Here is a 26612-nt window from a genome sequence, read left to right as displayed (position 1 = left end):
GGACGTCGTTACCGCTGCCGGGCGGCGCGACGGCGCGCCACCAGGACCGCGCCCGCGCCGAGGACCAGGGCCCCGCCGGCGGCGGCCGTGAGGGGCAGGGTCGAACCGGAGCCGGTGCTGGCCAGGTCACCGCCCGTGGAGGACGAGCCCGAGGTGCCCGAGGCGGAGCTGCCGCCCGTGGCGGCGGTACCCGAGCCGGACGTCGAACCGGAAGTGCCGGAGCCGGAACCGCCGGAGGCGGCCGTGCCCGAGCCGGACGTCGAACCGGAGCCGCCGGAGGCGGCCGTCCCCGAACCGCCGGAGCCGGACGTCGAGCCGCCGCCGCCCGTGGTGCCGGCGCCGTCCACGTCGAGCAGGATGTCCGCCGTGTCGTTCGACTTGACCGGGTCGAAGGACCGGGGCTTCTTCTCGAGCGCCACCGAGCCCTTGGCGCCGGGCACGGCCTTGTCGATCTTCAGCTTGAACTTGTAGGTGTTCTCGCTGTTCGCGCGGATGAACGAGCTGCTGGTGCCGCAGACGTACGTCCCCTGCCCCTCGCTCCGGCAGGAGTGGGTCCCGGTGACCGTCGTGCCGGCAGGCATCTTGATGTGGACGTTGGTCACCGATTCGTAGGGCTCCCCAGCCACCCAGCCGGGTCCTGCGTTGGTGAACTTCACCGTCAGCGGGACGGTGTCGCCGACCTTGCCCTTCAGGTGGGCACCCGTCACCTGGAAGTCGGCCGTGCTCTCGGCGGTCACCTTCGTCTTGCCCCAGTAGGGCTCGGTGGAGCCCGGGGCGGCCGGGGTCTCGCCGGGCCGTTCCACCAGCTTCACCGCGGGACCGGTGCCTTGATCCGGGGAGCCCTCCTCGCCCGTACCGGTCTGGATGCGGCTCCTGCTGACCCTCACGGCCAGCTCGTCGTTCAGGGCGTTGTCCTGCACCTTCAGCTTCAGGCCCTCGGGCGCGTAGACGACACCGGGGCTCACCGTCTGGTCGAACTCGCAGACCAGGGCGTAGGACTGAGGCGCCTCGTCGGCGCCGCCGAGGCTGTGGGTGAAGCAGTTGGAGGGCGTCGGGTACGGGGAGTAGCTGAGGCCCGGGGTCACGGACCAGATCATCCAGACCTTGTCGAGCGCTTCGGAGCCCGTGTTGGTGAAGGAACCCGGCAGATCGACTTCACTGCCCGGCTTCACCCCGTCGATCGGACCGATCTTGCCCAGCACGAGACCGGTGTCCGGGTCTGCGGCGCCTGCGGGCGCGGCACCCAGCATCAGCAGGGCCGCGGCGCCGACGGCGCCGGCGGTGCGGCGGAGCGTGCGGTGGCCGGGGGAAGCATGAACCATGGAAACCTCTGGGTGAAGTGACAGATACGGACGCCGGAACAATGCGGGAACGCTTGTTCGCTCAGAAGACCTCCGACGACGCCGGGGGGTTGTACGGGAGCGAAGACGGCATTCGGATCTCTTCTCCGGAAACGGACAGGGGCCGGGTCTCCGCCGATCGGGCCCGGGCCGCCGGCGGCCCGGGCCCACACGTCCTCGAACCACGGGCAACGCAGGCGGAGCGATGGCGGGCGAGGTGCCCGGCGAGCCGGTGCCGGTCCTGCCCGCGGCCTCCACCCGTGGCGTATGGGCGGGTCGCCGACGCGTGCGCAAGGATGGGGGTATGCCCAACCGACTTGCGCAGGCCACGTCCCCCTACCTCCTTCAGCACGCGGAGAACCCGGTCGACTGGTGGCCATGGGAGGCAGACGCGTTCGAGGAGGCCCGGCGGCGCAACGTCCCCGTGCTCTTGAGCGTCGGCTACAGCGCGTGTCACTGGTGCCACGTCATGGCGCACGAATCGTTCGAGGACGAAATCACCGCCGCGTACATGAACGAGCACTTCGTGAACGTCAAGGTCGACCGCGAGGAGCGCCCCGACGTCGACGCCGTCTACATGGAGGCGGTGCAGGCCGCGACCGGCCAGGGCGGCTGGCCGATGACCGTCTTCCTCACCGCGGACGCGGAGCCCTTCTACTTCGGTACGTACTTCCCGCCCCGGTCCCGGCAGGGCCTGCCGTCCTTCCGGCAGGTCCTGGAAGGTGTGGCGGCGGCCTGGACCGACCGTCGTGAGGAGGTCGCCGAGGTCGCCTCGCGCATCGTCCACGACCTGTCCGAGCGCACCCTCACCCAGGGCGGCGAGGGCCTGCCCGGCGAGCCGGAGCTCGCCCAGGCGCTGCTCGGACTGACCCGGGAGTACGACGAGAAGCACGGCGGCTTCGGTGGCGCGCCCAAGTTCCCGCCGTCGATGACGATCGAGTTCCTGCTGCGCCACCACACCCGCACCGGGGCCGACGGCGCCCTTCAGATGGCGGCCGACACCTGCGAGGCGATGGCCAGGGGCGGGATCTACGACCAGCTGGGCGGCGGCTTCGCCCGCTACGCGGTGGACCGCGAGTGGGTCGTCCCGCACTTCGAGAAGATGCTCTACGACAACGCGCTGCTCTGCCGCGTCTACGCCCACCTGTGGCGCTCCACCGGCTCCGGGCTGGCCCGCCGGGTGGCGCTGGAGACCGCCGACTTCATGGTCCGCGAGCTCCGGACGGCCGAGGGCGGCTTCGCCTCCGCGCTGGACGCCGACAGCGAGGACGCGAACGGGAAGCACGTCGAGGGCGCGTACTACGTCTGGACGCCCGCGCAGCTGCGCGAGGTGCTGGGCGAGGAGGACGCCGTGTTCGCCGCGGAGCTCTTCGCGGTGACCGACGAGGGGACCTTCGAGGAGGGCTCCTCGGTGCTCCAGCTCCCGCGGACGGACGCGGCGGAGCCCGCGGACGCCGAGGACGGGGCCCGCGCCGCAGATGTGCGGGCCCGGCTGCTCGCCGCCCGTGAACTGCGCGCGAGGCCGGGGCGGGACGACAAGGTGGTCGCCGCGTGGAACGGACTGGCGATCGCCGCACTCGCCGAGACGGGGGCGTACTTCGACCGCCCCGACCTGATCGAGCGCGCCACCGAGGCGGCGGACCTGCTGGTGCGGCTCCACATGGGCCCCGTCGCCCGGCTGGGCCGTACGTCGAAGGACGGCCGCGCCGGCGAGCACGCCGGGGTGCTGGAGGACTACGGCGATGTCGCGGAGGGTTTCCTGGCCCTGGCCGCCGTCACCGGCGAGGGGGCCTGGCTGGAGTTCGCGGGCTTCCTGACGGACATCGTGCTCCAGCACTTCACCGGCGAGGGCGGGCAGTTGTACGACACGGCGGACGACGCCGAGCAGCTGATCCGCCGGCCGCAGGACCCCACGGACAGTGCGACCCCGGCGGGCTGGACCGCGGCGGCCGGTGCACTGCTCTCGTACGCCGCGTACACCGGATCGGAACCCCACCGCACGGCGGCCGAGGGGGCGTTGGGTGTGGTGAAGGCACTGGGACCGCGGGCGCCGCGGTTCACCGGCTGGGGGCTCGCGGTGGCCGAGGCGCTGCTCGACGGGCCGCGCGAGGTGGCGGTCGCCGGGCCCGTCGGCGGTGTGCTGCACCGTACGGCCCTGCTGGGGCGGGCGCCCGGCGCGGTGGTCGCGGCGGGCGAGACGGCGGGTACGGAGTTCCCGCTGCTGGCGGACCGTCCGATGGTGGACGGTGTGCCGACGGCGTATGTGTGCCGGCACTTCGTGTGCGACGCGCCGACCACGGACCCGGAGGTGCTGGCGGACGCGCTCGGGGGCAGCGGTTCCTGAGGCGCGTCACAGCCGCAGGCCGCTCCCCAGCGTGTCGAGCGCCTCGTCGATCATCGCCACGAGGTCGCCCTTCTGGCCGTGCTCGCCCCAGTACAGCGTGACCTCGCGCAGCGCGCCGAGCACCGCCGCGATGAAGACCCGGATCTGCAGGTCGTCCGGGCTGCGGCCGGTGCGGTCGGCGAGCACCTGCGTGAGCACCTTGGCCGTGTCCGACATGGTCTCCGTCATCCGGGCCCGGATGGCGGGGACCTCCACCATCAGCCGCGTGCGCTGGCGCAGTTCCTCGTCCTCCGTGGTGACGAACGCAGTCAGTGCCTCGTGCATCATCAACCGCATGGACTCCAGCGGGAGTTCGTCCGCCGGGCGGCTCCGGAGCACGGCTTCCATGATCGGGTCGTACTCGTCGGTGAGGACGATGTCCTCCTTGGTCGCGAAGTACCGGAACACCGTGCTCGGCGACACCTCGGCCGCCTCCGCGATCTGCTCGATGGTCGTCGCCTCGTAGCCCTGCTCCTGGATGAGGCGGTACGTCGCCTGCCGGATCGCGACCCGTGTCTTGAGCTTCTTGCGCTCGCGCAGACCCATCGGGGGCTGCGCGCCGGGTGCAGTGAAGGAGGGGGTGCGGGAGGTGGCGGCCATGGTCGCCATTGTCACGCATCGACGGGGGCGGCGGCCACGTCCGCGGACTCCGTCCGCCGGCGGTCCGGCGTGGTCAGGAAGGCCGCGACCAGCAGGGCGCTCACCAGTGCCGTCGCACCGATGACGAGCAGGACCAGGCTCATCCCGTGGACGTACGCCGCGTCGGCGGAGTCCGCGAGCCGCTGCGCGCCGAGCCGTGCGGCGACGGAGTGGGCGGCGACGACGGAGTCCCCGGCCGCGTCCGCGGCGGCCGCCGGTACGCCCGTGGTGTCGAGCCGGCCGCTGTAGGCACCGGCGAGCAGGCTGCCCAGCAGGGCGATCCCCAGGGCGCTGCCCGTCTGCCGCACGGTCATCAGCAGCCCCGATCCGCTGCCCGCCCGGTCCGCGGGCAGGGCGCCGAGGGCCGCGTCCATGGCGGGGACGACGGCGAAGCCGAAACCGAACCCGGCGACGGAGAGCCAGAGCGCGGTGAAGCCGTAGCCGCTGTCGATCGTCGTACGGCTGCCGAGCAGCGCGGCGAAGGCGAGGACGACGAGACCGGCCGACATCGTGGCGCGGGCGCCGAACCGTGCGGTGACCGGGCCGCCGGCCTTCGCGGCGACGATCAGCCCGCCCATCATGGGCAGCATCCGCAGCCCGGTGCCGAAGGCGTCGTGGCCCAGGACGGCCTGGAGGTAGCCGGGCAGGATGAACATCAGCCCGGCCATCACGAACATCACGAGTGTGGCGGCGAGCGCGCTGAGCAGGAACGGCCGCTGCCGCAGCAGGGACATGTCGAGCATCGGGCGGGCGGCCTTGCGTTCCCGTACGACGAGTGAGGCGAGCAGTGCCGCACCGGCGGCGAGTACGGCGAGCACCAGCGGGTCGTCCCAGCCGCGGCCCGGTGCCTCGATGATCGCGTAGATCAGGGCGCCGAGGCCGGTCGCGGTCAGGGCGGTGGAGACGATGTCGACCTCGGGCGACGCGGGGTCCCGGGTCTCGGGGAGCAGGAACACGCAGGCGGTGATGCCGATGCCGACCATGGGGATGTTGACCAGGAAGATCGAGCCCCACCAGAAGTGGTCGAGGAGCCAGCCGCCGAGGATCGGACCGAGCGGCATGCCGAGCGCGGAGGCCGCCGAGACGATGCCGATGGCCTTGATCCGGTCCTTCGGCTCACCGAAGAGCGAGGGCAGGACGGCGAGGGCGAGCGGCATGACGAGCGCGCCGCCGACGCCCATGACGCAGCGGGCCGCCACGACGGCCGGTACGCCGTCGGCGAGCGTTCCGGCGACCGAGCCGACGAGGAAGATGCCGAGGCCGGTGATGAGCATCCGCCGGCGGCCGAACCGGTCGCCGAGCAGGCCCGCCGGAAGCATCAGGGCGGCGAACACGACGACGTAGGCGTCGGCCATCCACTGCTGTTCACCGGTGGTGGCGCCGAGGTCTCCCGCCATGGTCGGCAGTGCCACGTTGAGGATCGTCATGTCGAAGCCGAGGACGAGCATGCTCGCCACCAGCGCCCCCAGGGCCCACCAGCGTCGGTTCATGGCCTACTCCTTTGAGAGTTGAAGTCAAGTGACAGTAACTCTCAAAAGGTGGTGAGTGTCAATCCGCTCGGGTGTGCCTTCCGCGTCCTGGTGTGAATCCGGGCATGAAGAAGGGCCGCGGCTCGGAAGCCGCGGCCCTGGTCGAGGGGGAGGGGGTGCTCAGTTGTGGTTGTAGGCCACCAGTGAGATGCCGACGTAGTGAACGGTGAAGGCGGCCAGGGTCAGCGAGTGGAAGACCTCGTGGAAGCCGAAGAAGCGCGGTGACGGGTTCGGCCGCTTGATGCCGTAGATGACGCCGCCGGCGCTGTAGAGCAGCCCGCCGACGACGACGAGCACCAGCACCGCGATCCCGCCGGTCCGCATGAAGTCCGGCAGGAAGAAGACCGCCGCCCAGCCCATCGCGATGTAGCAGGGGGTGTAGAGCCACCGCGGGGCGCCGACCCAGAAGACCCGGAAGGCGATGCCCGCGACCGCCGCCGCCCAGACCGCCCACAGGAGCGGGGTCCCGGTCGATTCGGGCAGCAGGAGCAGGGTCAGCGGCGTGTAGGTGCCCGCGATGATCAGGAAGATGTTCGCGTGGTCGAGCCTGCGCAGTACGGCCTCGCCGCGCGGCCCCCACGTGCCGCGGTGGTAGACCGCGCTCACGCCGAACAGCAGGCACGCCGCCAGGATGTAGATCCCGCAGGCGATCCGGCCGCGGGTGCTGTCCGTGAGCGCGATGAGCACGATGCCCGCGATCAGGACGGCGGGAAACATCCCGGCGTGCAGCCAGCCGCGCATGCGTGGCTTCAGCTCGGCGGCATCGGTTCCGGCTGGTTCCAGCCCGGCGGGTTCGGGCGCGGCGGCGGCAGCAGTCATTCCCGCATCGTACCTACGCCACCGTAGGTAACGAATATGAGTGGCGATGCTCACGTGGGCGGCCCTCTGGACATATGGGCGGATCGGTCGGATGATCAAATGAGTGCGGTCGGCACCGGATGAGCGCCAGGGAATTCGAAGGGGTAGAAGCATCCGGGTCGCAGCCCCCACGGGGCCTACCAAACAGACACCCTCACCAAGGAGCGATCGTGGCGCGCGACATCGCGGCTCCCCTCACTGTTCCCACCAACCACCAGGAGCTCGTCTCCTGGGTCGACGAGATCGCAGCCCTCACCGAACCGGACCGAGTGGTCTGGTGCGACGGCTCCGAGGCCGAGTACGAGCGCCTGTGCGGGGAGCTCGTCGCCAAGGGCACGTTCACCAAACTCGACGAGATCAAGCGCCCGAACTCGTACTACGCCGCCTCCGACCCGAGCGATGTCGCGCGTGTCGAGACCCGGACGTTCATCTGCTCCGCGAAGGAGGAGGACGCCGGTCCGACGAACCACTGGAAGGACCCCGCCGAGATGCGGGAGATCTTCGTGGGGGAGAAGGGCGTCTTCCGCGGCTCCATGCGTGGCCGCACCATGTACGTCGTGCCCTTCTGCATGGGCCCCGTCGGCTCGCCGCTCTCCGCGATCGGCGTCGAGATCACCGACTCCGCGTACGTCGCCGTCTCGATGCGCACCATGACGCGCATGGGCCAGGCAGTCCTCGACGAGCTCGGCACCGACGGCTTCTTCGTCAAGGCCGTCCACACGCTCGGCGCACCCCTGGAGGAGGGCCAGGAGGACGTTCCGTGGCCCTGCAACTCCACCAAGTACATCTCGCACTTCCCCGAGGACCGCGAGATCTGGTCCTACGGCTCCGGCTACGGCGGCAACGCCCTGCTCGGCAAGAAGTGCTACGCGCTGCGCATCGCCTCCGTGATGGCGCGCGACGAGGGCTGGCTCGCCGAGCACATGCTGATCCTGAAGCTCACGCCGCCGCGCGGTGAGTCGAAGTACGTCGCGGCCGCGTTCCCGAGCGCCTGCGGCAAGACGAACCTCGCCATGCTGGAGCCCACGATCTCCGGCTGGACCGTCGAGACCATCGGCGACGACATCGCCTGGATGCGGTTCGGCGAGGACGGCCGCCTCTACGCGATCAACCCCGAGGCGGGCTTCTTCGGCGTCGCGCCCGGCACCGGCGAGCACACCAACGCCAACGCCATGAAGACCATGTGGGGCAACTCCGTCTTCACCAACGTCGCGCTCACCGACGACGGCGACGTCTGGTGGGAGGGCATGACCGAGGAGCTCCCGAAGCACCTCACGGACTGGAAGGGCAACGACTGGACCCCCGAGTCCGGCACGCCCGCCGCCCACCCCAACGCCCGCTTCACCGTTCCGGCCGGCCAGTGCCCGATCATCGCGCCCGAGTGGGAGGACCCCAAGGGCGTGCCGATCTCGGCCATCCTCTTCGGCGGCCGCCGCGCCTCGGCCGTCCCGCTGGTCACCGAGTCCTTCAACTGGCAGCACGGTGTCTTCCTGGGAGCCAACGTGGCCTCCGAGAAGACCGCCGCCGCCGAGGGCAAGGTCGGCGAGCTGCGCCGCGACCCGTTCGCCATGCTGCCGTTCTGCGGCTACAACATGGGCGACTACATGAACCACTGGCTGAAGGTCGGCGCGGACAAGCCGGACCAGTCGAAGCTCCCGAAGATCTACTACGTGAACTGGTTCCGCAAGAACGACGCGGGCAAGTTCGTCTGGCCCGGCTTCGGCGAGAACAGCCGCGTCCTGAAGTGGATCGTCGAGCGCCTGGAGGGCAAGGCCGAGGGCGTCGAGACCCCGATCGGCATCCTGCCGGCCAAGGGCTCGATCGACACCGACGGCCTGGACCTCTCCGAGTCCGACCTGGACTTCCTGCTCAAGGTGGACAAGGAGGTCTGGCGCGAGGAGGCGGCGCTGGTCCCCGAGCACCTCAACACCTTCGGTGACCACACGCCGAAGGAACTGTGGGACGAGTACCGGGCGCTGGTCAAGCGCCTGGGCTGACCGCCCCCCGAACTCCGTGGCCGGGTTCCCGACATCCGCCCTGACCTGTGGGGTCAACGGCCCGCCGCGGTAGGGACGTGCACGAACACGTCCCTGGAGCAGCCCCCGGAACCGTCATACGTTTCCGGGGGCCGCTCCCGTTTGCAGCGGGTTTCGAGGACCTGGCGGTGGGGGTCACGGCGACCAGGGAGACCGCCGGTCCGGCGCCGGCCGAGATGTGTGCGCACCGACGTGACGTTCCTGTCGACGGCTCCGGCCGAGGCGTCCTCGCCGGCCCCGTGAAGGGGGTGGCACCCGGTCCACGCGCCTCGACGGCCGTGGACCGGGGCCGTCAGAGGGCGCCGACCAGCCGCGACGGGGCGGGGGAGCCGGCGGCAGCGGCCGAGACCGCTGCGGTGTGGGCGTCCATACGTTCGGCCGAGAGGATCGCGACCACGGTGTCGGCGCGGGACGCCGCCACCACCAGGGCCCGGCCCGCGAGGGCGTGGGCGCGGCGGTGGAGGGTGGCCGCGGGTGCGTCGCTCAGTCCGGCCTGCCGGGCGGGCGGTGCGCCGCGCAACCGGGCGACCTGCTCGGCGATGCGGTCGCCCGCCTCGGCGAGGCCCAGTTCGTCGGTGACCGCGAGCAGGGCGGCCAGGTGCCCGGCGAGCTGGATGTCCAGCTCCTCCTCGCGGGTGCGGTGTGGGAAGTCCTCGGCGTGGTCGGCCGGTGTGTGGACCGATTTGGTGCGGATCGGTTCGTACATGGATGGCCTCCTGGTGGTGCTGTGGGAACCATCCTAGCTTGGATTCAGTCTAAAGTTGTCCATCTTCGAAACAGTGGGATGCGTGCGATGACCGCGACCGGGTCACACCTGCCCGTATCCGTCCAGGAAGCGGGCGATCCGGCCGATCGCGTCCGTCAGGTCCTCGGTGGAGGGCAGGGTCACGACCCGGAAGTGATCGGGCTCCGGCCAGTTGAACCCCGTCCCGTGCACGACCATGATCTTTTCGGCCCGCAGCAGGTCGAGGACCATCTGCCGGTCGTCCTTGATCTTGTAGACCTTCGGGTCGAGCCGGGGGAAGAGGTACAGCGCCCCCTTCGGCTTCACGCAGGTCACGCCCGGAATCTGCGTCAGCAGGTCGTACGCCACGTCCCGCTGCTCCAGGATCCGGCCGCCCGGCAGCACCAGGTCGTTGATCGACTGCCGTCCGCCGAGTGCCGTGGCCACGGCGTGCTGCGAGGGCATGTTGGCGCACAGCCGCATGTTGGCCAGGATCGTCAGCCCCTCGATGTACGAGGAGGCGTGCGCCTTCGGTCCGCAGACCGCCATCCAGCCCGAGCGGTAGCCGGCCACCCGGTAGTTCTTCGACAGCCCGTTGAAGGTGAGCACCATCAGGTCGGGGGCGATGGCGGCGGTCGGGGTGTGGGTCGCTCCGTCGTACAGGATCCGGTCGTAGATCTCGTCGGAGCAGACCACCAGGTTGTGACGACGGGCGATCTCCGTCAGGCCGCGCAGCATCTCGTCGTCGTACACCGCACCCGTCGGGTTGTTCGGGTTGATGATGACGATGGCCTTGGTGCGGTCGGTGATCTTCCGCTCGATGTCGGCCAGGTCCGGCATCCAGTCCGACTGCTCGTCGCAGCGGTAGTGCACGGCGGTCCCGCCGGCGAGCGAGACCGACGCCGTCCACAGCGGATAGTCCGGAGCCGGAACGAGCACCTCGTCGCCGTCGTCGAGCAGCGCCTGCATCGACATCTGGATCAGCTCGGAGACCCCGTTGCCCAGGTAGACGTCCTCGACGTCGAGGTCGATCCCCTTGGTCTGGTAGTGCTGCATCACCGCCCGCCGAGCGGACAGCAGCCCCTTCGCGTCGCCGTAACCGTGCGCCCCGGAGAGGTTGCGCAGGATGTCCTCGAGGATCTCGGGCGGGCACTCGAAACCGAACGCGGCAGGGTTGCCGGTGTTCAGCTTGAGGATGCGATGGCCTGCTGCTTCCAGCCGCATCGCCTCCTCGAGCACGGGGCCCCGGATTTCGTAACAGACGTTGGCGAGCTTCGTGGACTGGATGACCTGCATGTCTGCGAGCTTACGACTGTGTTTCGCGGGCCGCCCCGCCTTTCCGGGGTCATTGACCCACACGGGTCCGTCGGTCCCCCGCCCCGGCTTCCATCGCCATGTGCCCGTGCCCCGGGACCGTGGGAACCCGGGGCGGGGGCCGGGCCGGGGCTTGGAATGGGGTGGAACGGGGGCGTGACGGACCGGGGCGGGTGAGATGCGCCACGGCGCGCCGCGGCCCGCCGGCGCCGCCACGGTCACCCGGGCAGCCGGGCACCTTCCGGCAGGCGGATCGCGAAGGTGTCGGCGAGGACGCGGACCGTCTCCGCGGCGTCCGACAGCTCACGCTCCTCCCGCCCGCCGTCGTGGTCCGTCACCACGAGGGTGCGCCCGGCGAGCGACAGGTGGGCGTCAGGGGTGGTGCGCTGCACGTACAGCAGATGCTCGAACGGCGAACGCGGGTTGGTCGCGATGTGCCAGTTGATGACCTCGAAGTCGGGCGCCTCGAACGGCTCCACCGTGAACGCGTACTGCCCCTGCCAAGCCCCGTCGCCCGCCCGGGCCTGGAGTTCCCACAGCTCGAGCGGCCCGTCGTGCGTCGTGTGGACGAGCCGGTGGCGGCGCGGAGTGTCGTACAGCTCGGCGCCCGCGGCCAGCGGGATCGGCTCCAGCAGCGAGCCCGCGGCGCCGAAGCCGACGTCGGCGAGATACGGCGTCGGCTCGCCCGGCACCCCGACGCGCATCAGCATGTGCGTCCGCGGCCGGACGTCCCCGGGGCCGGCGCCCAGCACGACCCGGGCGCACAGCAGCGTGACCTCGAAGCCCAGCGCCCGCAGTGCGGCGGCCAGGAGCGTGTTGTGCTCGTAGCAGTAGCCGCCCCGCTCACTCCGTACGAGCTTCGCCTCCAGATCGGCGAGGTCGAGCGAGGGCACGGTGCCGAGGACGGGGTCCAGGTTCTCGAACGGGATGCCCAGCGCATGCGCACGGTGCACGGAACGCAGCACGGCCACGGTGGGCCGGCGCTCCCCGCTCCAGCCGATGCGGGCGAGATAGGCATCGAGGTCGAGGACGTGTTCGCGGTCGGAAGTCATGCACCGACGGTACGCAGCCCGGTCGGCCGGGCGCCTCCCGCCGGAGCCGGGCACCTGTAACCCGCGTGACGGGCGGCTGTCCTCGTCGTAGGGTCCCGGCCATGGACTGGAAGGCCTGGCACGACGCGTACGACGCTCCCGAATCATGGATGGCACGGCGGCTGCGCGCCGTCCAGGACCGGATCCGGGACGCCCTGGACGCCGCGCCGCCCGGCCCGCTGCGGGTGGTCAGCGTGTGCGCGGGCCAGGGGCGCGACCTCATCGACGTGCTGGCGGACCACCCCCGGCGCGACGACGTCCGGGCCCGGCTGGTGGAGCTCGACCCCGGGAACACGGCATACGCACGGGAGTCGGCCCGCAGGGCGGGTCTGAGCCGGGTGGACGTGGTCACGGGCGACGCCTCGCTCACCGATCACTACCTCGGCCTGGCGCCCGCCGATCTCGTGCTGGTCTGCGGTGTGTTCGGCAACATCGTCGACGCCGGCATCGAGCGCACCGTCGACACCTGCACCCGGTTGTGCCGGACCGGCGGCACGGTCGTCTGGACACGCAACCGCCACGCACCCGACCGCGTGCCAATGGTCTGCGACTGGTTCGAGGAGCGCGGCTTCGAGCGGCTGTGGCTGTCCGGTCCGGACGCGGGCTTCGGCGTCGGCGCCCACCGCTTCACGGGCAGGCCGGGTGAACTGGCTCCGGGGCAGCGGATGTTCGACTTCGTCGGGTACGACGTACTCGAAGCGGCGAGGGCGGGCAGCCGGGCAGCGGCGTCCTGATGCTGCCGGCCGGCCCGGCCGTCTCCCCCAGGGACCGGGCGCTGAGGCATGTCGCCTCCCTGTCCTCGGGGAGGCCGCTCGACCCCTCGCTGCGGCTGACGCTGAACTTCCACCCGGACCGCGAGACGGCGGGGCTGCCCGTGCTGGACGCGCTGGCGCGGGACGGTGCCTACCGCTCGCAGTTCGTGACGGGCACCGGCAACGGCGGCCTCACGGCGTATCCGGGCGGGGACCGGTGGCGCTGGGAGAGCCGGATCTTCGACGGCGCCTACGACGGGGTGCCGGGCGAGCAGCGCCCGGTGTACGGGGCGTTGGACTTCCGGCGCTCCGCCGTAGGGGCAGCCCCCAGGTTCGGCTCGGCGCACGTGCGGCTGACGGCGGAAGCCCTGCCGCGCGCGACCTTCTGCTATCCGGACAGTGCCGCCGAGCCCGCCGACTTCGGCGTCGCGGCCGGGATGCACCTGATCGAGCTGGCCGAGTCCGACGACCGGGACGCACTGGACGACTACATCGAGGCCCAGATCCACGGTCCGGTCCTGCTGGACCGGCACATCGAGGCCCTCGTCCTCGACCCGTGCTACCGCGGCACCCCGGTGGAGGCGGCGGCCCACGCCCTGCCGTTCCGTACCGAATGGCATGACGGATTCCGGCTGGGCGTCGAGGAGCTGCGCCGGCACGGCGACTACCGGGGCGAGGAGTTCGTCGTCCTGGGCGCCGGGATCGCCGAGGACGGGTTTCTCGACCCGCGGATCATCGGTGACGCCGTCCGTGCCGGCCGCCACGACCACCAGTCGCTGAAGAGGGTCTGGCACTGCCTGGCCCGCTTCGGTGCCCCGGCGGCCCCGCCCCGCCGACGCACCCGACCGGACCGGGCACAGGATGTCGGGTGGGGCAGGGTGGTTCCTTCCTAGCGTGGTGGACGAAAGGGAAGGAGACCCGGGTGCTTGAGCGGCTGAACGAGGCCATGGACCACATCGAGCCGCGGCTCGACGGCAGCGTCGACGTCGCCGAGCTGGCCAGGATCGCGATGACCTCGGAGTACCACCTGCGGCGGATGTTCTCCGCACTCGCCGGGATCCCGCTGTCGGAGTACATCCGGCGCAGGCGGCTCACGGTCGCGGGAGCCGAGGTGCTGGCCGGTGAGCGGACGCTGCTGGATGTCGCGGTGCGGTACGGCTACACCTCGGGCGAGGCGTTCGCCCGCGCGTTCCGTGCCATGCACGGCATCGGTCCGGGCGAGGCCAGGCGCACCGGGGCCGCGTTGCGGTCCCAGCCCCGGATGTCCTTCCGCCTCGTCGTCGAAGGGACCAGCAGCATGCGATACCGGATCGTGGAGAAGGAGGAGTTCCGTGTGGTGGGCAGGAAGGCGCGCGTTCCGCTGGTGCACGAGGGGGTGAACCCGGCCATCGCCGAGTTCGTCCGGAGCATCGGCAAGGAGACCGTGGAGCGCATCCACGACCTGTCCGATCAGGAGCCGGAGGGGATCGTCCAGGTGAGCGACGACCTTGCCGACAGCCGGGCAGAGGGTACCGAACTGGACTACTACCACGGGGTGGTGAGCTCCGCGCCCGTTCCCGATGACATGGACGCGCTTCCCGTGGCGGCGGGCACCTGGGCCGTCTTCGACAGCTCGGGCGCCTTCCCGCAGGCGCTCCAGCACCTGTGGCGGGACGTGTTCACCGAGTGGTTCCCGTCCAATCCGTACCGGAGCCGGCCGGGACCGGAGATCCTCAGGGTCCGCGTCTCGCCCGACGGCGCGCAGGCGGACGCGCAGTTGTGGATTCCGGTGGAGCGGGGCACGGCGGCCTGAGGGGGCCGACGCCGGCGTCCCGGCAGAACGGCCCGCGGCCCAGGGTGCGTTGGACGTGCCCCGGGCCGCGGGTTGTCCCCCGTGCGAGCTACAGGCAGGTGTCCACTGTGCGGTGACGACTCCTGCCCGCCGGATCCGTAGCGTCGAAGCGAAGCCGCGGCGCACCGTCCGCGGGTGTCGCTGAGGAGTTCTCATGAGAGTGGTCTGGCAGCTCGCCGCCGTAGCCGCGGTCGCGATGATCGGCGGTCAGTGCGTCGCCGCGGTGGAGGGGAATCCGTGGCTCACGCTGATTCTCGGCCTTCTGACGGCGGTGCTCGCCGTGCCGGTCTACCGGTGGGTGGTGGGGCGGACCGAACGCCGACCGGTCACCGAGCTGTCCCGGGAGGGCGCGCGGGCGGGTACCGGCCGTGGGGTGCTGATCGGCGTCGCGCTGTTCGGGGCGGTCATCGCGAACATCGCCCTGCTCGGCCACTACGAGGTCGACGGGCTGGGAACCGTCACGGGGGCGGTGGGACTGACCGGCTTCATGGCCGCCGCCGCCGTGACGGAGGAACTGCTGTTCCGCGGCGTGCTGTTCCGGCTCGTCGAGGAGCGTGCGGGCACCTGGCTCGCGTTGACGCTGACGGGCGCGCTGTTCGGTCTGGCACACCTGTTCAACCCGGACGCCGACCTGTGGGGCGCCGTCGCCATCGCGATCGAGGCCGGCGGCATGCTCGCCGCCGCGTACGCGGCCACCCGCAAGCTGTGGCTGCCCATCGGTGTGCACTTCGGGTGGAACTTCGCCGCGTCCGGCATCTTCAGTACGGAGGTCTCGGGCAATGACACCCAGCAGGGGCTGCTGGACTCCGTGACCTCGGGCCCGCAGCTGATCACCGGAGGCGCCTTCGGCCCCGAAGGCAGCGTGTACTCGGTGGCGTTCGGCGTGGTGCTGACCGGCGTGTTCATGTGGCTGGCCCACCGGCGCGGCCACGTGGTCCCCCGTCCCCGACGGGCCGTCAGGAGCGAGGCCCCGACTACAGTTCTCCGGTGACCAGTCCTCCGCGCCTTCCCGAGCAGTGGCGCCGGCTCGACATCGCCCTGCGTGACCTTCCGCTCGGGCTGCTCCTCCTCGCGGCGTCGCTCGTGCCGGTGCTCCACAGCCGGGGTACGCAGTTCGGCGGGATGCCCGCCCACTCCTTCGACGCGGCGGCCGTCGTGGTCGTGGCCCTCGAATGCCTGCCGCTCGCCGCGCGCCGGCGGTGGCCGGTGGCCTGTGTCGCCCTGGTGTCCCTCGGTTTCGCCGTGGACCAGATCCGCGGCTACCACCTGGTCGCGGGCGCCGCGCTGCCCATCGCCCTGCTGAGCGCGGGCTCCCATCTGGAACGGCACCGGCGGGCCGTCGTGCTTGTGCTCTCCGCGGCGTACGTGCCGCTGTCGCTCGCGCTCCTCAGGTTCGGGCCGGGCGAACCGCCCATCGAGTTCGTGACGTTCTACCTGATGCTGGCCTGCGCCTGGGGCGCCGGAGCCTGGCTGCGATCCACCCGTGCGGCGGAGGCCGAGCGCCGCAGCCGCGTCGCCGAGGACACGCGCGCCGCCGAGCGCACCCGCATCGCCAGGGAGCTCCACGATGTCGTCACCCATCACGTCACGGCGATGGTCGTGCAGGCCGAGGCGGCGCGCTACCTGACCGCCTCGCCCGAACGCCTCGACCAGACCCTGACCACCGTCACCGACACCGGCCGGCGGGCCATCACCGACCTGCGGCACCTGCTCGACCTCCTCAACCCCGATCACGGCGCCGGGGCCAGGAAGCCGACCGTCGGCAGGCTGCTCCCGCTGGTGGAGCAGACCCGTCGGGCCGGGCAGACCGTGGAGTTCACCGAGGAGGGCACTCCGGCGGAGTCGACCGGCAGCGCCGATCTCGTGGCCTACCGGGTGGTGCAGGAGTCGCTGACGAACGCCCTCAAATACGCTCAGGGAAGCCGTACTTCGGTCCACGTGCGGCACAGCGAAAAGGAGATCTCCGTGGAGGTCAGCACCGACGGTCCGGGCTCGCGGGCCCGGGTACCGGGCGGCAGCGGGCGGGGCCTCGCCGGTCTGCGGGAGCGGGTCGACGTCCTGGGCGGCGAGTTCAGCGCCGGCCCGCACGCGGGCGGCGGCTTCGTCGTACGGGCCCGCATACCCGCGGGAAGCTCCGCATGAGCGCGCCGATCCGGGTCCTGGTCTGCGACGACCAGATCCTGGTCCGCACCGGGCTGGCCACGATCATCGACGCCCAGCCCGACCTCGAAGTGGCGGGCGAGTGCGGGGACGGGCGCACCGCCGTCGACATGGCCGGGCGGCTGCGCCCGGACGTCGTGGTGATGGACATCCGGATGCCGGTGCTCGACGGCATCGAGGCCACCCGGCTGCTGGCCGGTGCCGGGGTGCAGCATCCCGCCAAGGTGCTCGTGGTGACCACGTTCAATCTGGACGAGTACGTCTACGAGGCGCTGCGCGCCGGGGCGAGCGGCTTCCTGCTCAAGGACGCACCGCCCGCCCATCTGCTGCACGGAATCCGGACCGTGCAGACGGGCGCCGCCCTGCTGGATCCGGAAGTGACTCGCCGGCTCGTGGGCCGGTACGCCGCCCGGATCCGCCCGACCGGCGGCACCCCGCACGACATCCCGCTGACCCCGCGTGAACGGGAGGTCCTGAGACTCATCGCGGACGGCTTCTCCAACAGCGAGATCGCCGTGACCCTCCTGATCAGCCAGGAGACCGTCAAGACGTTCGTGTCGCGCATCCTCGCCAAACTCGGGCTCCGTGACCGCGTCCAGGCGGTCGTCTACGCCTACCGGCAGGGCCTGGTGACCTGAAATCGCCCCTTGTGGGGTTCCCCTCAGTGCGCCACCATGCGCATGTCAAACCGGAAGAACTTCGGTCGCAGAGGCTCTTCACGCTCTGCGCAGGTCACTTGAGGGGACCCCCACATGAAAAAGCCTCTCGTCGGTGCGCTCTTCGCGGTGCTGCTCCTCGGAGCCGGCACCGCGCCCGCGGCAGCGGCCACAAGCCACGACGCGTCAGCACCCGGCACGGTCAGGGCGGCAGTGCCGGCGGGCAGCGCCGCGGCCGACGCGGCGTCGTCCGGCCACGCGGCCCTCCAGGCGAAGGTCAGGCCCAAGGCCATCGGCTTCGCCGGGACCGTGGCGCTCAGCAACTGTTCGGGATCGGTCGTCCGTACGCCCGCCTCCCAGCCGGGCGATCCCGCGCTGGTGCTCTCCAACGGACACTGCCTGGAGTCCGGCTTCCCCGGCCCGGGCGAGGTCGTGTTCAACCAGCCGTCCACCCGCAGCTTCACCCTGCTGAACTCCGCGGGCAGCGGCGTCGGCACACTGCGGGCGAGCAAGGTCGCGTACGGGACGATGACGGACACCGACATATCGGTGTACCAACTCACCTCCACGTACGCCCAGATCGAGAGCACCTACGGCATCAAGGCGCTGGAGCTCAACACCGCGCACCCGGTGCAGGGCACCGCGATCACCGTCGTGTCCGGGTACTGGAAGCGCACGTACAGCTGCAACGTCGACGGGTTCGTCTACCGGCTCAAGGAAGGGGAGTGGACCTGGAAGGACTCGGTCCGCTACACCTCCGCCTGCCAGACCATCGGCGGTACGTCCGGCTCGCCGGTGATCGACAACGCCACCGGCAAGGTCGTCGCCGTCAACAACACCGGCAACGAGGACGGGCAGGAGTGCACGGACAACAACCCGTGCGAGGTCGACGAGAACGGGCAGGTGACGGTCCGCGAGGGCATCAACTACGCCCAGGAGACCTACGGCATCGTGCCGTGCATCGGAACCGGCAACGTCTTCGATCTCGACCGTGAAGGCTGCGCACTGCCCAAGCCGTGACGGGCGGAGCGGGGCGGGGCCGCACATGCGTGGTCCCGCCCCGCTCCCGGCCGGTGCCCCGGTCAGATCCTCCGCCACCGGGCGTTGGCGCAGGAGAAGAGGCCGAAGGCCGCCAGTCCGACGGCGATCAGTGCCAGCAGCCACGGACCGGCCGGCGTCGTGCTGAACGACCGCAGGGTGTCGTCCATCCCCTTGGCCTCGCCCGAGCGGGCCTTCACCGCGGCGGCGACGGCGAATCCGCCCGCCACCGCGAAGACGAGTCCACGGGAGACGCCGCCGAGGACCCCGGTGACGTCCACCGTGCGTCGCACGGCGGGCGACATCTCGCCGAGGCGGAGATGCTTGTGGAACTTCCGCAGGGCGGCACGGCCCGCGATCCACAGGCCCGCGCCCGCGACGACCGCACCGGCCGCCCCCACCAGCCATCGCCCGCCCGGCATGCCGAGCACCTGCGCCGTGACGTCCTTCGACTGCGCGTCGCCGGAACCGCTGCCGCTGCCGCGGTCGCCCGCGGCGAACATCAGGACCGAGTACGAGACGAAGGCGTAGAAGACGGCACGCCCCGCCGATGCCAGGCGCTTGGTCGCCTTGCGCCCGTCCGGGCCCGCGGCCCCGAACGCCGCCTCGGACAGCCGCCACAGGGCCATACCCACCAGAGCTGCTCCCAGGACCCAGAGCAGAACGGAACCGAAGGGCTTCCGCGCGATCTCCGCCAGTGCCCCGCCCCGGTCCGCCTGTTCTCCGCCCCCGCCGTTTCCGCCGCTCCCGAACGCGATGCGCAGCGCGAGCACGCCGACCAGGAAGTAGATCACTCCACGGGCCACGAACCCCGCCCGGCCGCCCGCTTCGACGGCTGAACTGTTGCCCGCCCGTCTCGCCCTGCCGTGACTTCTCCGGGCTGTCGCAGAGATATTCATGTTCTGCCGGTTGCCCCGGCCGGGAGGCGGGAAACTACCGCGCCCCGGCGGCAGCCGCCGTGCCGGACCGCACCGAGCGGCCCGCCAGCACCTGCGTCCGTCTGCCGTCCTCGATCACGAACCGGCCGTCGATCAGCACGTGCGGGATGCCGACGGGCAGGGTGCGGGGCTCGGCGAACGTCGAGCCCGCGGCCACCGTCGACGGATCGAAGAGCACCAGGTCGGCGCGGTAGCCCTCGCGCACGTATCCGCGGTCGGGCAGCCGCAGGCGGGCCGCCGGCCGGGAGGTGAGGTGGGCGACGCACTCCTCCAGGGAGAGGATGCCCAGCTCCCTCGCGTACCGGCCGAGATAGTGCGGGAACGTGCCGTACGCCCGGGGGTGCGGCTTGTCGCCCCGGAGGATTCCGTCGCTGCCGCCGGTGTGGACGCGGTGGCGCATGATCTGCCGGACGTTCTCCTCGTGGCCCACGTGCTGGAGGATCGTCGTCCCGAGCCGGTCCTGAAGCAGCAGCCGCCGGGCGGTCACCCAGGGCTCCTCGCCGCGCAGGTGCGCAGACTCGGCGACCGTACGGCCGACGTACGCGGCGAGGTCCGGCACGGTGACGCCCGAGATCTCGATGGTGTCCCACTCGATCGGCACACCGTGGCAGCCGTCCGATCCCACGACCTCCAGGTCGTGGCGGATCATCGCCGCCGACGCCTCGTCGGCCAGGCGCGTCAGAACCGACTCGGGGCCGCCCTCACCGGCCCAGCTGGGCAGCATGGCGACCAGGGTGGTGCAGCCCGGGGTGTACGGGTAGGTGTCGAGGGAGATGTCGGCGCCCGCGTCGAGCGCACGGTCCAGGAGGCCGAGCAGTTCCGGGGCACGGCCCTCGTTCACGCCGAAGTTCATGGTGGCGTGGGCGAGGTGAAGGGCGCAGCCCGCGGTGCGGGTGAGCCGCACCATCTCCTCGTACGCCTCCAGCGCACCGGCGCCGTACGAGCGGTGGTGCGGGCAGTAGTAGCCGCCGTGCTCGGCCACCACGCGGCACAGGGCGGTGAGTTCGGCGTCGTCCGCGTACATGCCCGGGGTGTAGGTGAGTCCGGAGGACATCCCGACGGCGCCCTCCGCCATGGACCGCGCGACAAGTTGCTTCATCCGGGTCAGTTCGGCATCGGTGGCCGGCCGGTCGTCCCAGCCGACCGCGTACATCCTGACGGTGCCCTGCGGGATCAGGTAGGCGGCGTTCACCGCGATGCCCCGGCCGCCGAAGTTGCGGTCGAGCCGGTCGAGGTACTCGCCGACGGAGCGCCAGTCGAAGTCGATGTCGCTCCCGTCGCCGTTCCACCCGGCGATGGAGCGCCGGACCTCGGCGAGCGTGCGGTCGTCGACGGGGGCGTACGAAAGCCCGTCCTGGCCCAGCACTTCGAGGGTGACGCCTTGCGCCGCCTTCGCGCTGTGGTCGGGGTCGCGCAGCAGGGCGAGGTCGCTGTGGGCGTGCATGTCGACGAAGCCGGGGGAGAGGGCGAGGCCGTCGGCGTCCAGGGTCCGGACGGCGGTGGGGCGGGGGCCGGGGGAGTCCTCGCGGTGGATCTCCGCGATGCGGCCGCCGGAGAGGGCCACGTCGGCGCGGTAGGAAGGGGTGGCGGTGCCGTCGATGACGCGGGCGTCGCGGATGACCAGGTCCATGGGGGGCCTTTCGGGGGGCGGGGCCGGGGGACCGGGCCCCGGCCCCCGGCTCGTCGGCCGGATCGGGGAGTGCCGGGGGATCAGGCCCCGGCCCCCGTCTCGGCGGCCGGGATCAGAAGAACGTGCGGATGTAGTCCGTGACCGTGCCGTCCGCCTCCACGAGCGGGATGAGCTGCCACTTGTCGAAGCTCGTGCACGGGTGTGACAGGCCCATTCCCACCCAGTCACCGACCTCCAGCCCGGCCCCGTCGCCCGTCCGCACCCACGCGTGCTGGTCCGACAGGCCGGTGATCTCGATCCCCGTCGCCTCCCGCACCGAACCGTCGCGCCCGGACCGCACGACCTGCGCCTGGGGCAGGTCGAGGTCGTAGGCGGCGTCCCGCTTGCCCGCGTTCAGGAACGCCTGCTCGGCCGAGGGACGCGACACGACCTGCGCCCAGAGCCGGAAGGCGGGCTGCAGCGCTCCCTCTTCGGGGACCCGGTTGAAGGGCGTGAGGTGGCGGTAGTGCCCGTCGTCGTGCGAGACGTACGCCCCCGAGCGGAGCAACTTGATTACGGGGGAGGAGAGTTCGGGGATCTCCGCGAACACGTCCGCGACCGCGTCGAACCATGCGCTGCCGCCCGCACTGATCACGATCGGCTCATCGGCGGCCGACGCGGCGAACCGCCCCGCCGCGTCGAAGTCCGCGGCCAGGGCGACGAGCCGGCGCAGCCAGTCCCGGACCCGCTCGCCCGTCGCGTCCGGCACCTCGCCCTCGTAACCGGCCACGCCCGCCAGGCGCAGCGTCCCGGCGGCGGCCACCGCATCGGCGACCGCGGCGCAGTCGGCCTCCGTGCGGGCACCCGTGCGGGCACCCTCGCCGGCGCCGAGCTCCACGACGACATCCACCGGGCGGGAGGTGCCCGCCGCGCTCAGGGCCTCGTCCATCAGCTCGACGCCGCGCACCGAGTCGACGTAACAGACGAAGCGGAAGTCCGGGTCGGCGGCCAGCTCGCCCGCGAGCCAGGTCAGCGCCACGGCGTCGACGAGTTCGTTGGCGAGGAAGATCCGCTGGATCCCGAACGCCCGGTAGACCCGCGCCTGGTGGGGCACCGCCGCGGTGATGCCCCACGCGCCGTGCTCCAGCTGGCGGGCGAACAGCTGCGGGGACATCGATGTCTTGCCGTGCGGTGCGAAGGCGAGGCCGTGGCGCTGTGCGTACGTCTCCAACAGGGCGAGGTTGTGCTCGACGGACTCGGCGGACAGGGCGAGCACCGGGGTGGTGAACCCGCCGGTGAAGAGGTTGCGCCGCTCGGCGGCCAGGTCGCCGACGGTCAGGCCGGCCGCGTCGGGCGGGAGCGCCTTGAACCGGTGGTCGACCCGCTCCTCGGCCAGTCCGGCAAGTCCGGCGACGGGGCGTTCGTCGGCCATGGGGGTGCCTCCTCGATCGAAGTCATGCGGTCGGTGACTCTCACCGTTGCAACATATGCAACACCCATTGCGTATATCGCTCAGGGCTGTCTAACATCCGAGCCGACGCCCGGTCAATGGTGAGACCCGGCGCCGCCCGCCCGAACCCGAGGAGCCCGAGTGTCCGGAACCCCGGCCAGGACCGACGCCGACGCGACCACCGATGTCGTGTGCCTCGGTGAGTCCATGGTGACGTTCCTGCCCTCGCAGCCCGGGTGCCTCGCCGACGTACCGTCCTTCGGCCGCGGCATCGGCGGCGCCGAGTCCAACGTGGCCTGCGCCCTCGCCGCGGCCGGGCACCGCGCGGCCTGGGTGAGCCGGGTCGGGGAGGACGGCTTCGGCGACCACCTCGTCGACGCGATCTCCGCGTACGGCGTCGACACCTCCGCCGTACGGCGCGATCCGGCCAGGCCCACGGGCATCTACTTCCGTACGGCGACGGACCGCGGCACCGACGTCCACGAGGTGGCGTACTACCGGGCCGGGTCCGCCGCCTCCGCGATGTCACCCTCGAACGTTCCGTACGAGGCACTGTTCGCCGGCCGGGTCCTGCACCTGTCCGGCATCACCGCGGCGCTCTCCGCCGACTGCCTGGCACTGCTGCACGAGCTGACGGCCCCGCGCCCCGGACGCCCGCTCATCTCGTTCGACGTCAACCACCGGCCCGGGCTGTGGCGCGGCGCCGACGCGTCCCCCGGCGTTTTGCTGGACCTGGCCCGCCGCGCGGACCTCGTCTTCGTCGGCGAGGACGAGGCGGAGGAGGCGTGGGAGGTGAAGGGCGCCGACGCGATCCGCGAGGCGCTGCCGGAACCGGCGGTCCTGGTGGTGAAGCGGGGCGCGGACGGGGCGACGGTGTTCTCCGGAGGACCGGGCCCGGCCGGCACCGTCACCGACGTCCCCGCCCTCCGCGTCGACGTCGTCGCCCCTGTCGGCGCCGGTGACGCCTTCGCCGCCGGATTCCTCTCCGCCACCCTGCGCGGACTGCCCGTCCGCGACCGGGCCCGGCACGGTCACCTGATGGCCGCCGCCGTCCTCACCGTCCCCGGCGACCTCACCGACCCGCCCGCCCGCGACCACGCCGACCGCCTCGCGGCCCTCGACGACGCCGCCTGGGGGAGACTGCGTCTCGGCCCCGGGTGGACGGGGGACGACCAGGAGGTACGTACGCAATGAGTCAGACCGTCGACCGGGCACTGAGCATCCTGCCGCTCCTCGCACAGGGACCCGCCGACCTCGGACAGGTCGCCGAGCGGCTCGGCGTCCACAAGTCCACGGCCCTGCGCCTGCTCCGTACGCTCCACGAGCACGGGCTCGTCTACCGCCAGCAGGACCAGCGCTACCGCCTCGGCGCACGGCTCTTCGCCCTCGCGCAGGAGGCCGTCGAGAACCTCGACGTACGGGAGATCGCCCACGCGCACCTCGTCGAGCTCAACGCGAACTGCGGACACACCGTTCACCTCGCCGTGTACGAGGAGAACGAGGTCCTCTACATCGACAAGGTCGAGAGCCGCTACCCGGTCCGGATGTACTCCCGCATCGGCAAACCCGTCGCGATCACCGTCGCCGCCGTGGCCAAACTGCTGCTCGCCGACCTCTCCGAAACCGAGCGGCGCGCCATCGCGGAGAAGCTCGACTACCCCATGTACACGTCCCGTTCGACCCCCGGACCCGGCGCATTCCTCAAGGAACTCGCCACCGTGCGCGAACAGGGATGGGCCACCGACCTCGGCGGCCACGAGGAGTCCATCAACTGCGTCGGCGCCCCCATTCGCGGCACCGACGGGCGCGTCGTCGCCGCGATGTCGGTCTCCGCGCCGAACGTGGTCGTCACGGCCGAGGAACTCCTCACCCTGCTCCCCCTGGTCCGTCGCACCGCCGACACCATCAGCCGGGAGTACTCCGGCACCAACCGACCCAAGAAAGCCTGATCAGCGATGACCGACAAGACCGAGAAGACCGCCCTCACCCCGAGCACCCACACCACCCCGCCCGCGAAGTTCTCGCACGGGGTGCGGAAGGGGAACATCCTCCAGGTCGCCGGCCAGGTCGGCTTCCTGCCCGCAGCCGAGGGCCAGGCCCCGACCCCGGCCGGGCCGACCCTCCGCGAGCAGACACTCCAGACCTTCGCCAACGTCAAGGCGATCCTGGAAGAAGGCGGCGCGAGCTGGGACGACGTGATGATGATGCGCGTCTACCTCACGGACGTGGACCACTTCGCCGAGATGAACGAGATCTACAACACCTACTTCGGCGAGCAGAACCTCAAGGAGGCTCCCTCCGCCCGCACGACGGTCTACGTCGGCCTGCCCAAGGGCCTGCTCATCGAGATCGACGCCCTCGCAGTCCTCGGCTGAGCCTGATCCCGTTGCACCACCGCCCCACCACGCCGGTCACGGCGCCCCGCCCCACCGAGGCGCCGTGCCGCGCTCCCCCCTGCCCGAATCCCATGGAAGACAACGGAGTTACCCATGCTGCTCGCCGCAGTCCCCCCACCGGCCGAGACGCCACCCCACACCGGTGGACTCCTCCTCCTCATAGACGGGACGGCCGGTCTCCTGACCGTCGCCGTCCTCGGGATCGCGCTCCTCCTCTTCCTGATCATCAAGGTCAGGCTGCAGCCGTTCGTCGCGCTGCTCGCCGTCTCCATAGCCGTCGGCCTGGGCGCGGGCCTCTCCGTCACCGAGCTCTTCGGGACGGTGCAGAAGTCCGCCGCCGTCTCCGTGATCGAGTCCGGCATGGGCGGCATCCTCGGCCATGTCGCGATCATCATCGGCCTCGGTACGATGCTCGGCGCGATCCTCGAAGTCTCCGGCGGCGCCGAGGTGTTGAGCACCCGGCTGCTGAACCTCTTCGGTGAGAAGCGTGCTCCGCTCGCGATGGGCCTGACCGGTCTGATCTTCGGTATCCCGGTCTTCTTCGACGTCGGCATCTTCGTCCTCGCGCCGATCGTGTACGCGGCGGCCAAGCGCTCCGGCAAGTCGATCCTGCTCTACGCGATGCCGCTCCTCGCGGGCCTGTCCATGACGCACGCGTTCCTGCCGCCGCACCCCGGCCCGGTCGCCGCCGCGGGCCTCTTCCACGTCTCGCTCGGCTGGGTCATCCTGATGGGCGCCGTCGTCGGCATCCCGTCCGTCCTGGCCGCCTGGGCCTACGCCGCCTGGATCGGCAAGCGCATCTTCGTCGAGGTCCCGCAGGACATGGTCGAGGCCGCCGACGAGGCGAAGGCCGCGGTCGTCGCCGAGCAGAGGGCCGCCGGAGTCACCCCGCACGAGGCACCCGTCGCACTCGGCACCGTACTCGCGATCATCGGCACGCCGCTGGTGCTGATCCTCGCCGCGACGTTCTCCTCCATCGCGCTCGACCCCTCGACGCTCCGCTCCGTCATCGAGTTCTTCGGCAACCCGTTCGTCGCCCTGACGATCGCGCTGCTGCTCGCCTACTACCTGCTCGGCATCCGTCGCGGCTGGTCCCGCAAGTCCCTGGAATCCGTGTCGACCTCGTCCCTCAAGCCGGTCGGCAACATCCTGCTCGTCGTCGGCGCGGGCGGCATCTTCGGCGCCGTCCTCAAGAGCAGCGGCATCGCGGACGCGCTCGCCGACACGTTCAACGACGTCGGTCTGCCCGTCATCCTGCTCGCCTGGCTCATCTCGGCGGTGCTGCGCATCGCCCAGGGCTCGGCGACGGTCGCCATCGTCACCACCGCCGGCATAGTGGTCCCGCTCGTCGAGGACCAGGACTTCTCGCAGCCGCACCTGGCGCTGATCATCATGGCGATCTCGGCCGGCTCGATCATCGCCTCGCACGTCAACGACGGCGGCTTCTGGATGGTGTCGAAGTACTTCGGCATCTCCGAGCGCGACACCCTGAAGTCCTGGACGGTCCTTGAGACGGTCCTGTCGGTCGCGGGGTTCGTGGTGGCGGCGCTGCTCAGCCTGGTGATCTAGGGCCGCTCGTCCGCATCGGGCCGGGCTCAAGTCCAGGATCTCCCCCCCCCGGGGACACTACCGGCGTAGTACCTCGCACGTGGCCTCGGTCCGGAGCCCCTCCGAAGCCCTCGTCCGGAGCCCCGTCCGAAGCCCCGTCCGCCGGCCGAACGGAAAGCTCAAGAGGCCTGCGTCTCCGTCGAGTCGGGCGTGTGATCCTCCCTCGTCGCGGTGTCGCGGTGTCGCGGTGTCGCGGTGTCGCGGTGTCGCGGTGTCGCGGTGTCGCGGTGTCGCGGTGTCGCGGTGTCGCGGTGTCGCGG

The 26612-nt window shown here is 71.5% G+C and carries 23 protein-coding genes; 13 read left to right on the top strand and 10 right to left on the bottom strand.

Annotated elements, in window-relative coordinates:
* Nucleotides 1–8: 8 nt before the first annotated feature.
* Nucleotides 9–1322 carry a hypothetical protein gene (locus ABT025_RS03320; protein ID WP_350989279.1) on the bottom strand — a complete coding sequence of 438 codons (1314 nt, stop codon included), beginning with the start codon at nt 1320–1322 and terminating at the stop codon, nt 9–11.
* A gap of 322 nt (nt 1323–1644) precedes the next feature.
* Between ABT025_RS03320 and ABT025_RS03315 the strand changes: the two genes are divergently transcribed.
* Complete coding sequence (locus ABT025_RS03315; protein WP_350989277.1) at nt 1645–3684, top strand: thioredoxin domain-containing protein; 2040 nt, start codon at nt 1645–1647, stop codon at nt 3682–3684.
* 6 nt (nt 3685–3690) lie between these two features.
* Here ABT025_RS03315 and ABT025_RS03310 read toward each other — a convergent pair whose 3' ends face one another.
* The 3 genes from ABT025_RS03310 to trhA form a co-directional block, all read right to left on the bottom strand.
* Nucleotides 3691–4323: a TetR/AcrR family transcriptional regulator gene (locus ABT025_RS03310; RefSeq protein ID WP_350989275.1), complete on the bottom strand. Its 633-nt coding sequence runs from the start codon at nt 4321–4323 to the stop codon at nt 3691–3693.
* A gap of 11 nt (nt 4324–4334) precedes the next feature.
* On the bottom strand, nt 4335–5852 hold the full coding sequence (locus tag ABT025_RS03305; RefSeq protein ID WP_350989273.1) for an MFS transporter: 1518 nt from the start codon (nt 5850–5852) through the stop codon (nt 4335–4337).
* 159 nt (nt 5853–6011) lie between these two features.
* Entirely contained in the window at nt 6012–6710 is a 699-nt protein-coding gene (trhA, locus tag ABT025_RS03300; protein WP_350989271.1) for a PAQR family membrane homeostasis protein TrhA, read from the bottom strand.
* A gap of 209 nt (nt 6711–6919) precedes the next feature.
* Between trhA and ABT025_RS03295 the strand changes: the two genes are divergently transcribed.
* Nucleotides 6920–8746, top strand: coding sequence for a phosphoenolpyruvate carboxykinase (GTP) (locus tag ABT025_RS03295; RefSeq protein ID WP_350989269.1), 1827 nt, complete (start codon nt 6920–6922; stop codon nt 8744–8746).
* Between the two features lie 331 nt (nt 8747–9077).
* Here ABT025_RS03295 and ABT025_RS03290 read toward each other — a convergent pair whose 3' ends face one another.
* From ABT025_RS03290 to ABT025_RS03280, 3 genes are all read right to left on the bottom strand, one after another.
* Nucleotides 9078–9491 (bottom strand): SCO4983 family protein, encoded by a 414-nt coding sequence (locus ABT025_RS03290; RefSeq protein ID WP_350989267.1) that lies wholly within the window; start codon nt 9489–9491, stop codon nt 9078–9080.
* Between the two features lie 102 nt (nt 9492–9593).
* Nucleotides 9594–10805: a pyridoxal phosphate-dependent aminotransferase gene (locus ABT025_RS03285; RefSeq protein WP_350989265.1), complete on the bottom strand. Its 1212-nt coding sequence runs from the start codon at nt 10803–10805 to the stop codon at nt 9594–9596.
* A gap of 236 nt (nt 10806–11041) precedes the next feature.
* The gene (locus ABT025_RS03280) at nt 11042–11875 is read right to left on the bottom strand and encodes an arylamine N-acetyltransferase family protein (RefSeq protein WP_350989263.1); all 834 of its coding nucleotides are present in this window, start codon (nt 11873–11875) and stop codon (nt 11042–11044) included.
* A gap of 101 nt (nt 11876–11976) precedes the next feature.
* Here ABT025_RS03280 and ABT025_RS03275 point away from each other — a divergent pair, with 101 nt between their 5' ends.
* The 7 genes from ABT025_RS03275 to ABT025_RS03245 all read left to right on the top strand — a co-directional run bounded on the left by ABT025_RS03275 (nt 11977) and on the right by ABT025_RS03245 (nt 18333).
* Complete coding sequence (locus ABT025_RS03275) at nt 11977–12648, top strand: methyltransferase domain-containing protein (RefSeq protein ID WP_350989261.1); 672 nt, start codon at nt 11977–11979, stop codon at nt 12646–12648.
* Nucleotides 12648–13559 carry a DUF3626 domain-containing protein gene (locus tag ABT025_RS03270; protein ID WP_350989259.1) on the top strand — a complete coding sequence of 304 codons (912 nt, stop codon included), beginning with the start codon at nt 12648–12650 and terminating at the stop codon, nt 13557–13559. Before ABT025_RS03275 ends, ABT025_RS03270 begins: the two co-directional genes overlap by 1 nt.
* A 29-nt stretch (nt 13560–13588) precedes the next feature.
* Nucleotides 13589–14458 (top strand): AraC family transcriptional regulator, encoded by an 870-nt coding sequence (locus ABT025_RS03265; RefSeq protein WP_350989258.1) that lies wholly within the window; start codon nt 13589–13591, stop codon nt 14456–14458.
* A gap of 193 nt (nt 14459–14651) precedes the next feature.
* Nucleotides 14652–15488: a CPBP family intramembrane glutamic endopeptidase gene (locus ABT025_RS03260; protein WP_350989256.1), complete on the top strand. Its 837-nt coding sequence runs from the start codon at nt 14652–14654 to the stop codon at nt 15486–15488.
* Entirely contained in the window at nt 15485–16639 is a 1155-nt protein-coding gene (locus tag ABT025_RS03255; RefSeq protein WP_350989254.1) for a sensor histidine kinase, read from the top strand. The genes ABT025_RS03260 and ABT025_RS03255 overlap by 4 nt, the downstream gene beginning before the upstream one ends.
* Nucleotides 16636–17295 carry a response regulator gene (locus ABT025_RS03250; RefSeq protein WP_350989252.1) on the top strand — a complete coding sequence of 220 codons (660 nt, stop codon included), beginning with the start codon at nt 16636–16638 and terminating at the stop codon, nt 17293–17295. The genes ABT025_RS03255 and ABT025_RS03250 overlap by 4 nt, the downstream gene beginning before the upstream one ends.
* A 114-nt stretch (nt 17296–17409) precedes the next feature.
* On the top strand, nt 17410–18333 hold the full coding sequence (locus ABT025_RS03245) for a S1 family peptidase (protein WP_350989250.1): 924 nt from the start codon (nt 17410–17412) through the stop codon (nt 18331–18333).
* Nucleotides 18334–18395: 62 nt separating this feature from the next.
* On the opposite strand, the gene ABT025_RS03240 is transcribed toward ABT025_RS03245, so the two are convergent.
* The 3 genes from ABT025_RS03240 to ABT025_RS03230 all read right to left on the bottom strand — a co-directional run bounded on the left by ABT025_RS03240 (nt 18396) and on the right by ABT025_RS03230 (nt 22330).
* Nucleotides 18396–19250: a DUF1206 domain-containing protein gene (locus ABT025_RS03240; RefSeq protein ID WP_350989248.1), complete on the bottom strand. Its 855-nt coding sequence runs from the start codon at nt 19248–19250 to the stop codon at nt 18396–18398.
* Nucleotides 19251–19284: 34 nt separating this feature from the next.
* Nucleotides 19285–20919: an N-acyl-D-amino-acid deacylase family protein gene (locus ABT025_RS03235; protein WP_350989246.1), complete on the bottom strand. Its 1635-nt coding sequence runs from the start codon at nt 20917–20919 to the stop codon at nt 19285–19287.
* 112 nt (nt 20920–21031) lie between these two features.
* Nucleotides 21032–22330 carry an alanine racemase gene (locus ABT025_RS03230; RefSeq protein WP_350989244.1) on the bottom strand — a complete coding sequence of 433 codons (1299 nt, stop codon included), beginning with the start codon at nt 22328–22330 and terminating at the stop codon, nt 21032–21034.
* A gap of 159 nt (nt 22331–22489) precedes the next feature.
* Here ABT025_RS03230 and ABT025_RS03225 point away from each other — a divergent pair, with 159 nt between their 5' ends.
* From ABT025_RS03225 to ABT025_RS03210, 4 genes are all read left to right on the top strand, one after another.
* The gene (locus ABT025_RS03225) at nt 22490–23542 is read left to right on the top strand and encodes a sugar kinase (protein ID WP_350989242.1); all 1053 of its coding nucleotides are present in this window, start codon (nt 22490–22492) and stop codon (nt 23540–23542) included.
* On the top strand, nt 23539–24297 hold the full coding sequence (locus tag ABT025_RS03220; RefSeq protein WP_350989237.1) for an IclR family transcriptional regulator: 759 nt from the start codon (nt 23539–23541) through the stop codon (nt 24295–24297). Before ABT025_RS03225 ends, ABT025_RS03220 begins: the two co-directional genes overlap by 4 nt.
* 6 nt (nt 24298–24303) lie before the next feature.
* Nucleotides 24304–24723 carry a RidA family protein gene (locus tag ABT025_RS03215; RefSeq protein WP_350989235.1) on the top strand — a complete coding sequence of 140 codons (420 nt, stop codon included), beginning with the start codon at nt 24304–24306 and terminating at the stop codon, nt 24721–24723.
* Nucleotides 24724–24837: 114 nt separating this feature from the next.
* Nucleotides 24838–26313, top strand: coding sequence for a GntP family permease (locus tag ABT025_RS03210; RefSeq protein ID WP_350989233.1), 1476 nt, complete (start codon nt 24838–24840; stop codon nt 26311–26313).
* The last annotated feature ends 299 nt before the right edge of the window (nt 26314–26612 follow it).

The sequence above is a fragment of the Streptomyces sp. NPDC002809 genome (genome assembly GCF_040295435.1).
Lineage (GTDB): Bacteria > Actinomycetota > Actinomycetes > Streptomycetales > Streptomycetaceae > Streptomyces.
The sequence above is the reverse complement of the archived record's forward strand: the minus strand, read 5'-3'. Positions and strand labels throughout refer to the sequence as shown.

Coding starts and splice junctions, on each gene's coding strand:
- ABT025_RS03320 (WP_350989279.1), bottom strand. CDS start 1,322: ATGGTTCATGCTTCCCCCGGCCACCGCACGCTCCGCCGCACCGCCGGC.
- ABT025_RS03315 (WP_350989277.1), top strand. CDS start 1,645: ATGCCCAACCGACTTGCGCAGGCCACGTCCCCCTACCTCCTTCAGCAC.
- ABT025_RS03310 (WP_350989275.1), bottom strand. CDS start 4,323: ATGGCCGCCACCTCCCGCACCCCCTCCTTCACTGCACCCGGCGCGCAG.
- ABT025_RS03305 (WP_350989273.1), bottom strand. CDS start 5,852: ATGAACCGACGCTGGTGGGCCCTGGGGGCGCTGGTGGCGAGCATGCTC.
- trhA (WP_350989271.1), bottom strand. CDS start 6,710: ATGACTGCTGCCGCCGCCGCGCCCGAACCCGCCGGGCTGGAACCAGCC.
- ABT025_RS03290 (WP_350989267.1), bottom strand. CDS start 9,491: ATGTACGAACCGATCCGCACCAAATCGGTCCACACACCGGCCGACCAC.
- ABT025_RS03285 (WP_350989265.1), bottom strand. CDS start 10,805: ATGCAGGTCATCCAGTCCACGAAGCTCGCCAACGTCTGTTACGAAATC.
- ABT025_RS03280 (WP_350989263.1), bottom strand. CDS start 11,875: ATGACTTCCGACCGCGAACACGTCCTCGACCTCGATGCCTATCTCGCC.
- ABT025_RS03275 (WP_350989261.1), top strand. CDS start 11,977: ATGGACTGGAAGGCCTGGCACGACGCGTACGACGCTCCCGAATCATGG.
- ABT025_RS03270 (WP_350989259.1), top strand. CDS start 12,648: ATGCTGCCGGCCGGCCCGGCCGTCTCCCCCAGGGACCGGGCGCTGAGG.
- ABT025_RS03260 (WP_350989256.1), top strand. CDS start 14,652: ATGAGAGTGGTCTGGCAGCTCGCCGCCGTAGCCGCGGTCGCGATGATC.
- ABT025_RS03250 (WP_350989252.1), top strand. CDS start 16,636: ATGAGCGCGCCGATCCGGGTCCTGGTCTGCGACGACCAGATCCTGGTC.
- ABT025_RS03245 (WP_350989250.1), top strand. CDS start 17,410: ATGAAAAAGCCTCTCGTCGGTGCGCTCTTCGCGGTGCTGCTCCTCGGA.
- ABT025_RS03240 (WP_350989248.1), bottom strand. CDS start 19,250: ATGAATATCTCTGCGACAGCCCGGAGAAGTCACGGCAGGGCGAGACGG.
- ABT025_RS03235 (WP_350989246.1), bottom strand. CDS start 20,919: ATGGACCTGGTCATCCGCGACGCCCGCGTCATCGACGGCACCGCCACC.
- ABT025_RS03230 (WP_350989244.1), bottom strand. CDS start 22,330: ATGGCCGACGAACGCCCCGTCGCCGGACTTGCCGGACTGGCCGAGGAG.
- ABT025_RS03220 (WP_350989237.1), top strand. CDS start 23,539: ATGAGTCAGACCGTCGACCGGGCACTGAGCATCCTGCCGCTCCTCGCA.
- ABT025_RS03215 (WP_350989235.1), top strand. CDS start 24,304: ATGACCGACAAGACCGAGAAGACCGCCCTCACCCCGAGCACCCACACC.
- ABT025_RS03210 (WP_350989233.1), top strand. CDS start 24,838: ATGCTGCTCGCCGCAGTCCCCCCACCGGCCGAGACGCCACCCCACACC.